Here is a 9,942-nt window from a genome sequence, read left to right on the forward strand (position 1 = left end):
GCCGGGACCCGGGTCCCGGCAGGGGCAGCGGCGGAGGTGTTCCGCAGCGCCGGGGCGTCCCGCCGGCACGGCACGCCGTACGACGAGTGGTTCCGCCAGGCACTGCCGGCCGACTCCTCGCCGAAGGGGCTCCGCCTTCCCCGCCACTGACCGGGCATGACGCCGAGCCGGGCGCGGCCGGCGCCCCGGCCACCCCGGGTCACCGCGGGTCGATGCCCGATCACGGGGACCCGGCGGCCACGTCCCCGGGGAACGATCGCCGTCCGGGGAGCGCTCGACCCGTGCGGCGACCTCCCTCATGACGGAGGAACCGCCTCCCCCACCCGGACCCGCGAACCATCCCGGCACCCTGTCCGACCTGGGGACACATACGCCGCGCCCCCGGCAGTTGCGCATCGGCGCCGGCCCGCCGCAGGCGCTGCGCGGGAATGTGGGGGTCCGCGGCCCGGAACATACGTGCCCGTCCCCCATGACCGCGAAGATCCCGCGACGCCAGGATGGCGGCGCGGTCGGACGCCGACCGGCTGCGGCAGTCCTCCGGCAGTCTCCAGGGAACGAAGGAAGAACGATGGCAGACGGGTCCACGGCTGGTCGGGTCCCGGCGGATCCGTACGCCGCGCTGTTCCCCGACCTGATCGAGGCGGTGCTCCGCAGACAGGGTGCGCTGGGCTGGTGCGTCGCTCCGGAGGACCTCTGGTGCCGGGTGTCCCCGGGCGACGTCGGCACGGGCCGGCGGCAGGGCTGGAAGCTCCACGTGTCGGCCACCCCGCTCTCCGCCCCGATGGTGCTGACCCGTGCCGCCGAGGTCCTCGTCGCCGCCCGGGCCCCGTTCAAGTGCGCCGGCACACCCGGGCGCGTGGTGGACCTCGTCTCGGCCCGCTACGACCGCGGGGGCGGCGGCAAGTTCATCACCGTCTACCCGGACGACGACGACCACTTCCGGCAGCTGGCCGAGGACCTGCACCGGGCCACCGCGCACCTGCCGGGACCGGGCATCCTCTCCGACCGTCCGTACCGGCCGGGCAGCCTGGTGCACTACCGCTACGGCGCCTTCCGGGGCTTCCCCCGGCTCACCAATGACGGCTCGCCCGAGCCGATGCTGCGGGCCCCCGACGGGAGCTTCGTCCGTGACCGGCGGCAGGCCGGTTTCAGCCCGCCGCCCTGGGCGGTCTCCCCGCTGCCCCTGCCCGAGGAGCCCCCGCCCGCCCCCGGGACGAGCGTCCTGCTGAACGACCGGTACGTCGTGCACAAGGCCGTCCGGCACGCGTACAAGGGCGGCGTCTTCCTCGGCACCGACCGGCGGACCGGGCAGGAGGTCGTCATCAAGGAGGCCCGCCGGCACGTCGGGGCCGCCCTCGACGGCTCCGACGCGGGCGACCGGCTCGGCCACGAGGCGGAGATGCACGCGCTGCTCGCGCCGCTCGGCCTGTGTCCGCAGGTACTGGGCACCTTCGGCCAGGGCGGCAACCGGTACCTCGCCGAGGAGCGCGTCGCCGGGCGGACGCTGCGCGCCTGGACGTCCGAGACGCTGCGCCCCGACCGGGCGCGACTGCTGGACCTGGCCCGGCAGTCGGTGACCCTCGTCGGGGCCGTCCACGGACTCGGCCTGGTCCTGCGGGACCTCAACCCCAACAACCTGATGGTCACTCCGGACGACGAGGTCCGCCTGATCGACCTGGAGGCCCTCGCCCGCCCCGGAGACCACGTCCTGCGGCTGCACACCCCGGGCTACGGCGCTCCCGAGGTCGTCGACGGCGCCCTGAGCGGCCCGGCCCCCGCCCTGACGTCCGACCTCTACGGCCTCGGCGCCGTGCTGTTCCACCTGCTGACCGGCACCGACCCCGTCCTCGCCCCGGACCGCGGGGCGACGCGCGACCGTCACGACCGCCTCTCCACCCTGCTGGCCGCCGCCCTCGCCGACCGCCCGGACCTGACCGCCTTCCAGCCGCTCGTGCTGGGGCTCATGGCGGAGCGCCACGACGACCGGTGGAGCCTGGACGCGGCCCGCGAAGCCCTCACCCGGCCGCCCGCCACCGCCGCCACCGCCACCGCCACCGCCACCGCCACCGCCGTGGACGCTCCCCGCGCCGCCGCGCCCGCCCCGACCGGCGGGGACGTCCTGGACGGCCCGACCGCGGAGCGGCTGCTCTCCGACGGGCTGACCCACCTGATGGACACCATGACCCCGCTGGACCCGGTACGGCTCTGGCCCGGCGACCCCGCCACCGAGCGGACCGATCCCCTGAACGTGCAGCACGGTGCGGCCGGCATCCTGTCCGTCCTCACGGCGGCCGCCACACACCGGACGGACCCGCGGCTGCGGGCGACGGTCGCCGAGGCCGCGGAGTGGATCGCGGCCCGCGCCGACGCCGGCGAGCAGCGGCTGCCCGGGCTGCACTTCGGACGTTCCGGCACCGCCTGGGCACTGCTGGACGCCGCCCGGCTGCTCGACGACGACGGCCTCGCCGGGCACGCGGCCCGCCTCGCCCGCGAGGTGCCGGTGCGCTGGCCCAACCCCGACGTGTGCCACGGCGTGGCCGGCGCCGGTCTGACCCAGCTCCACTTCTGGCAGACCACCGGCGACGAGGAGTTCCGCAAGCGCGCGGTGACCGCCGCCGAACACCTGCTGACGACCGCCGCGAAGGGCCGGTCCGGTGTGGTGTGGCCCGTCCCGGCCGACTTCGACTCCGAACTCGCCGGCATCACCCACCTCGGCTTCGCCCACGGCGTCGCCGGGGTCGGCACCTTCCTGCTGCTCGCCGGACTCGCCGCCGAGCGGCAGGACTTCGTCCACGCGGCCCGGGCAGCCGCCGAGACCCTGCTCGCCACCGCACGCGTCCGGGACGACGGCGCGGGCTGGCCCGTCGAGGACCACGGCCCCGACACCCCCGTCCACGCGCCCCACTGGTGCAGTGGCGCCTCCGGCATCGGCACCTTCCTGATCCGCCTCTGGCAGGCCACCGGGGATCCCCGCTACCGCCGGACCGCCGAACAGGCCGCGACCGAGGTGTACCGCTGGCGGTGGCGGAGCCCGTCGACCGCCTGCCACGGCCTCGCCGGCAACGCCGAGTACCTGCTCGACCTGGCCGAGGCCCTGCACGACCCCGGCCACCGGCGCCGCGCCGAGGAACTCCTCGCCTGCGCCCACGCACGTCACGTCGTCCACGACGGACTGCACCTGATCCCCGACGACACCCTGACCAGGGTCGGCGTCGGCTACAACACCGGACTCGGCGGGCCGCTCGGCCTGCTGATCCGGCTCCACCACGGCGGGCCACGCCTCTGGCTGCCCGCCCCCGACCCGGCAGGAAGGAGGTGATCACCATGACCGACGACGTCAACGCCCTGCAGCTGCTGGACAGTGAGGAGCAGGCCACCACGGCCTACATCTGTTTCCCGTTCAGCATCTTCGTGTGCGGCAACTGGAGCATCGACGACATGTGAGTCCGACCGGGCCGAAGTGAGCGCGAACCCGTCCTGTGACCACCCGGCAGCCGCCGGGAGACCCGAGGAGTGCGGCCTGACGTCCGCGCCCTCACCCTCCGGGAGTACCCGTTCCGGACGCACACGGACACGCGACCACGGAACCCCCACGACGGCGCGGGCGCCCGGGATCCCTCTCGGCCACCCGCGCCGTCCGGCTGTCGGCCGCACGCGCGCCGTCACCCCCGGGCCGGGGCACCGGTCCGACCTCCCGGCCCGACACCCCCGTCCGGCGTCCCGGTCCGACCTCCCGGCCTGGCGCCCGGTCCGGCTCCGTGCGACGGACCGCCGACCCCGTGCTCTCCGGATGGAAACGAACGGAGAGCCGCGGCCGTACGAAGTCCTCGTCGCCGGGCCCTACTTCACGGACCCGGTGTTCCACGGCCCGGACCGGCCGGTCGCCCGCGACACCCATGCCCGCAACCACCGGGCCCCTGCATGAGGTGAACACTTCACGACATGACGTGATCGTGTTAGCGTCCCTCGGATGTCGAGGATTCTGGTCACCGATCTGGACGGCACCTTGCTCGGCGGCACGCAGGACGACCGACGCCGACTACGGGACGCCCTGGCTCGCCATCCCGAGGTGACCCCGGTCTTCGCCACCGGACGCGGACTGGCCTCGCTCCGGGAGGTCCTCCGCGACCCGCTCGTCCCCCGGCCCCGGTGGATCATCGCCGACGTCGGCGCCACCGTCATCGACGGCACGGACCTCACCCGCGTCGACCCGGTCCAGGACCAGCTGCGCACCGGATGGCCGGGGGCGGACCGGGTGCACGCCGCGTTACGCCGCTTCCCCGGACTCACCTACCAGCACGGCGTCGTCCAGGACGGCCGCTGCTCCTACCACCTCGCCCCCGACCGGCTCACCGACGAACTCACCGCAGCCGTCGAAGGCCTCGGCTGCACCTGGGAGTACTCCGCGGACCGCTACTTCGACGTCCTGCCCCCGGGAGCCTCCAAGGGCAACGCCCTCCGGGTCCTGGCCGGGAAGCTGGGCTGGCAGCCCGAGGAGATCCTGGTGGCCGGTGACTCCCTCAACGACCTCTCGCTGTACCGGCTCGGCACGCACGCCGTGGTCGTCGGCGAGGCCGAACCCGCGCTGCTCGCCGCCCTCTCCGGGGACCCGCGTGTCCACCGCCCCGACCGGGCCGGCGCGGCCGGCATCCACGCGGCGCTCCGGGAACTCGGCTGGCTCTCCCCCGATCCAGGCCCAGGCCCAGGCGCCGATCCCGATCCCGGCCCAAGCCCAGGCGCCGGTCCCGATCCCGATCCCGGCCCAGGCCCAGGCGCCGGTCCCAATCCCGGTCCAGGCGCCGGTCCCGACCCCGACCCGGGGCGCCCCGTCGGCGGGCACTCCCTCGTGGTGGCCTACCACCGCCCGCCGCTGCACTGGAACGGCGACAGCTGGCAGCCGCCCAGCAGCCCCAACGGCATCCTTCCCACCCTGACCAGCGCCTTCACCGGCGGCCTGCCGGGCGTCTGGGTCACGGCGCTGGTCGGCGGCGACCCGGACGACGGCCCGTACGGCAACCGCCCGTACCCGGCCGGCCTGCCGCTCTCCCCCGTACCGCTCGACCCGGACAGCTGGACCGGCTACTTCCACCGCGCCTGCAAGGAAGCACTGTGGCCGGTCCTGATGTCCGAGCCGGGCCGGTCGGTCTTCGACGAACGGGCCTGGGCCGACTACCGCACCGTCAACGCCCGCTTCGCCGAGCACATCAGCGCGCAGGCCGCTCCCGACGCCACCGTCTGGCTCCACGACTACAACCTCTGGCTCGTCCCGGGCCTGCTGCGCCGGCTCCGACCCGACCTCAGGACCGGTCTCTTCCACCACACCCCGTTCCCCGCCCCGGAGGCCTTCGACACCCTCCCCGTCGCCGCCGAACTTCGTTCCTCCCTGGCCTGCCTCGACTGGGCGGGCTTCCACACCGAGGACTTCGCCGCACGCTTCCGCCGCACCCTGGCAGGCCTGCCCGATCCACCGCGGACCACCGTCCACCCGCTCGGCGTCGACCGGCCGGCCGTCGAGAGGCTCGCCCGCCGCCGCGCGGCACACCACCTCCCGGCCGCCGGCCGGGTCGTGCTCTCCGTCGAACGCCTCGACTACGCCAAGGCCCCGATCCAGAAGGTCGACGCCGTCGACCACCTGCTCGCCCGCCGGCCCGACCTGCGCGGCCGGCTCACCTTCCGCCTCGTCTGCCCGCCGCCCGAACCCGGCATCACCGCCTACGACACCACCCGCAGCCGCCTCGAAGAGCGCGTCACCGAGGTCAACACGGCGTGGCAGAGCGGAGATTGGCAACCGATCGACTACCTCCCCGGCCGCCTGTCCGGCACCGAGGTCGTCGACGAATACCTGAAGGCGGACGTGCTCTGGGTGACCTCCCTCCAGGACGGGATGAACCTGACCGCCAAGGAGTTCATCGCCACGCGGGCCGGTCTCCCGCACCCCCGCACCGGACCGGGAGTGCTGGTGCTCTCCCGCCACGCCGGCGCCGCCGCCGAACTCGGCGAGGCCGCACTGCTCACCGATCCCCACTCACCGGAGGACCTCAGCACCGTCCTCGGCCGAGCGCTCGACCTCACCCCGGCGGAACGCCGAGCCCGTATGAACCGGCTCTCCGAACTCCTCGGCCACGAGCGGCCCACCGAGTGGGCGACCCGCATCGTTCACGCGATCCGGAGCGGCTGCGCCCACGGCTCACCGTCGACGGCCTGATCCCCCTTCCGCCCGCCCGGCTCCCGCATCGCGGACCGGCCACGGCTCGGTCCCTCTGGCCCCGCTGGTTCCTCTGGTCCCTCTGATCCCGCTGTCACGCCTGCTCCCCCGCGCGCAGCTCGGTGGCGATCTGCCGCCGGCCGGCGACCAGCGTCTCCGCCACCACCCCGAGGCAGACCAGCAGGGCCAGGCCCGCCGTCGGCAGCAGCACCGGCATCAGCGCGGGTGCCAGGACGTCACCGACCCTGGCACCGACCAGCGTCGAGATGTCGAAGGCACCACCTAGCAGCGCGACCGCCGCCGCGGCGACCAGGCCGCCGCCGACGGCCGCCGCCAGGGTCTGCGGGAGCGCCTCGGCGACGATCAGCGCCAGCCCCTGCCGCGGCCGCAGGCCCATCGTGCGCAGCCGGGCCAGCACGGCCGTGCGCTCGGGCGCGGCCCGGAACAGCGTCAACAGCACGGCGAGCAGGGCGAATCCGCCGCCCGCGGCGGCCGCGTACCGGAACAGCCGACCGGCGGCGTGCTGCAGCGGATCGTCGGCGAGGGCCGCGGCGGTCTCCCGGCTGCTGTGCACGGTGTATCCCGCGGGCAGGCCGTGGGTGTCCTTGCCGACGGCCGTGGCCTCGTCCGCGATCAGCCTGGCCAGGCCGACCGGCCGGACCACGCCGTTGTCCCGCAGGGCCGACCTGACCCCTTCGGGGTCGACATCGCCGACGGCGAACCACTCGTTCACCCGTTTGGCGTCCGGCAGCCGTTCCCAGGCGGGGCCGGCGGGAACGACGACGAACGGCTTGCCCGGGTCCGGCAGCGCGGGGGTGGCGCCGACGGTCCCGGCGACGGTGAGACGCAGGTCGTTGCCGTTGGGCGTGCGCACCCGGGACGCCCCTGTGGCGAGGCGCTCGGCCAGGTCGCGGCTGACCAGTGCGGGCACCGGGGTGTCCGGGCCGCCGGACGGCCCGACCAGCTTCGCCGGGTCGAATCCGCCGACCCCGAGGGTCCGGGCGATCTCGGCGTACGCCGCCGGATCGACCACCATCACCAGGTAGGCCTCGGTGTCGTTCTGGTCGGCACCGGTGATGCGGGCCTTGGGCTCGACCCGGACCGCGGTCGAGGCCCGGACGCCCGGCAGGGCGCCGGCAGCCGTGGTGAACGGCTCGGTCAGGGTCGCGTAGTCCGGGAGGGAAACGCCGATGTCCCCGCCGGTGGCGATGCGCGCGGCGCGGGTCCGCACGTGATCGACGGTGTCGAGCACGGTGGCGCCGAACCCGGCCGTGGTGACGGCGATCAGCAGGGCGAGCTGGGGCAGCGCGGAGGTCCGGCGCCGGCCCGAGGTGTCCCGGGAGGCGCGGGCCAGGCCGAGGAAGCCGATCAGGCCCCGGCCGCGGCCGGCGAGGGCGGCCGACCAGCCGATCACCACCGGTTCGATCCGGGCCAGGACCAGCCCGCCGGTGACGGCGAGCAGCAGCGGCGCGGCGACCAGCAGCGGATCCAGCCCGGCGCCGGTGCCGACGCCCCGGCGCCCGAGCGCCCCCACCGGGACGACGGGGTCCGGCAGGTCGGGGTGTTCGCCGACCAGGCGGGGGCGGCGGCCCGCCGCCCGCGGGCGCGCCCACAGCAGGGCCGCACGGGCCGGGAAGGCCGACAGGGTGATCAGCGTCGCGACCAGGGCTGCGAGCACCGAGCGTTCCCACCGGGGGGTGGGCAGCAGCACCAGGGCGAGGGCCGTTCCGAGCACGGCGGCCGGCAGGACGGTGACCGCACCCTCGCCGATCAGCCGTCGCAGCACCCCGGCGAGGGAGGCGCCGCGGGCCCGGAGCAGGCGGATCTCGGCGGCGCGACGGTCGGTGCCGAGGGCCGCGGCCAGGAACAGCACGACGACGGCCACGCCCGCAACACCGGCCGGGCCGATCGCGCTCAGCGGCATGGCGGCCCGGTAGCGGGCGTCCGCCCGGCCGAGGAGGTCGGGAAGGCCCGAGGAGGTGTGCAGGTCGGGGCGCCCGGTCGCGCCGGCCAGAGCGGTGGCGTCGCGCCCGGTCAGGAAGGAGCCGAGGATGCCGCGGGTACGGTCGAGCCGGTCGGCGCGCAGCGACGCGGCGTCGACGGGCAGCCGCCAGAAGTTCTCGGCGCCCGAACCCCAGCGGGCCATCGCGGGCAGGCTGCCCCCGTCGACGAATCCGCTGGTCATCCAGTGCTCGTGCTCGGGGTCGGGCCTCAGGCAGGCGCGGGTCGGGCAGCCGAGGTCCTCCCAGAACGGGTCCTGGGGGTCGTTGACCCGGTAGAGGCCGACGACCACGGTGGTCCGCTCGGTGCCCGGGCCCTCGACGCCGTTGTCGATGACGTCACCGAGCTTGATGTGAATGGTCTCGGCGGCCTTCTTGCTGATCACGATCGGCAGCGGACCGCCGACCGCGCCGGGGGCCGGCCAGCTGCCGTCGGTGAGGGTGACCCGGGCGGCCAGGTCGTGCACGTACAGAAGGCCGAGGACCGGGTCGGTCAGCTTCTCGGCGATCCGGACGTACTCCGGATTGCGCATGCCGTGGTCGGCCAGGGCGCGGGAGCCGTAGGCCCTGCCCGACCGGGTCGGCGTCAGCTCACGGCCGAACGCCTCGACCAGGGTCTGCTGCACCCGGTCGAGCGTGGCCGCCCCGTCGTCGTCGCGGACCCTGGAGGTGGTCTGCAGGCTGGTCTGGTTGATGCCGTTCCGGCCGACGAAGTCCTGGAGCGCCGCATCCGCGCCCCGGTCCGCGATGCGGGGGAAGGCCGCTGTCAGGAAGACGGTGACGAACGCGAGGGCCGCCATGAGCAGCGCGGCCGCGGGGCTCGCCCGCAGTCTGGTACGGACCCAGCGTGCGGGGCGGTGTGCGGTGTCGGGGGTGGGCACACGCGTGCCGGCCCGGGTGGTCACAGCTCCGCCGCGTGGCGCAGCCGGGCCGCCGGGTCGCTGAGCCTTACCCCGGCCACCTCGTCGTCGAGCCGGGCTTCGAAGCCGAGCACCATCGTCCTCCCCCGGTCATGTCCCCGGCCGTGTCCCGACCCCACCCGGCCTCGCCCGGCGATCCGATCCGGCCGCAAAACCGGGCGCAGACGAACACTTCACGGGCACACAAGCGCAATGATCACCGGCAATTCGATCACCGGATAGCGGACGATGCTGTCAGATTCGACCCGTGAACGGAAGGGACTTGCGCGAATCACCCGACCGAGGAACGTATTTCCTTCATTGACGGGATCCCCGCTGGCGACAAGCGAGTTGACACACCACGCACAATTCCCGACTCCGGCTTCACCACCCGCCCCCGACCAGGGAACTTCCCGCCCGGGAATTCCCCGCCCGGAACGGTGAACCCGCGAAACCACCTCGGCCGTTACCCCGGACGAAATCGGACAGCCACCGCCCGCGGGAATACTCCGCAGGACGCAGCACCAGGCCGCCGACACCGCCAGACCCCCGGCCGCCCCACCCCCGGCCGCCGCGGACCGCGGAGGACGGGCGCACCGGAGTTCCGCCCGGGCAACCGGCGCCGAACGGCACCAGGAGGCGCGGCCCCGCCCCCGTTTCGGCTTCGCCGGGAAGGTCGACGCCAACGGGCACCTGCCGGTCCGCAACGACGGCGCCTGGATCATGCACACGAACGCCGGGAAGGTGTCGATCGCCGGCGACCTGCGCGTCCACGGGGCGTTCCGCGCCGACAGCTGACGGACGTGCCGCGACGGCCGCCCTGCCGGGCCCGCAGGCC

5 protein-coding genes are annotated in these 9,942 nt (G+C 75.0%); 4 read left to right on the forward strand and 1 reads right to left on the reverse strand.

Annotated features, from left to right (window positions below):
- Positions 1 to 568: 568 nt before the first annotated feature.
- The 4 genes from lanL (at position 569) to ACFV04_RS42170 (ending at position 6,205) form a co-directional block, all read left to right on the forward strand.
- The gene (gene lanL, locus ACFV04_RS42155; protein ID WP_380536403.1) at positions 569 to 3,319 is read left to right on the forward strand and encodes a class IV lanthionine synthetase LanL; all 2,751 of its coding nucleotides are present in this window, start codon (positions 569 to 571) and stop codon (positions 3,317 to 3,319) included.
- Entirely contained in the window at positions 3,316 to 3,444 is a 129-nt protein-coding gene (locus ACFV04_RS42160) for an ALQxL family class IV lanthipeptide (protein ID WP_360267515.1), read from the forward strand. The genes lanL and ACFV04_RS42160 overlap by 4 nt, the downstream gene beginning before the upstream one ends.
- A gap of 346 nt (positions 3,445 to 3,790) precedes the next feature.
- Entirely contained in the window at positions 3,791 to 3,925 is a 135-nt protein-coding gene (locus ACFV04_RS42165; protein ID WP_380335658.1) for a hypothetical protein, read from the forward strand.
- Between the two features lie 45 nt (positions 3,926 to 3,970).
- Positions 3,971 to 6,205: an HAD-IIB family hydrolase gene (locus ACFV04_RS42170; protein WP_380536405.1), complete on the forward strand. Its 2,235-nt coding sequence runs from the start codon at positions 3,971 to 3,973 to the stop codon at positions 6,203 to 6,205.
- Between the two features lie 94 nt (positions 6,206 to 6,299).
- On the opposite strand, the gene ACFV04_RS42175 is transcribed toward ACFV04_RS42170, so the two are convergent.
- Entirely contained in the window at positions 6,300 to 9,110 is a 2,811-nt protein-coding gene (locus ACFV04_RS42175; RefSeq protein WP_380536406.1) for a hypothetical protein, read from the reverse strand.
- Positions 9,111 to 9,942 lie beyond the last annotated feature (832 nt).

The organism is Kitasatospora sp. NPDC059599 (assembly GCF_042735125.1).
GTDB lineage: Bacteria > Actinomycetota > Actinomycetes > Streptomycetales > Streptomycetaceae > Kitasatospora.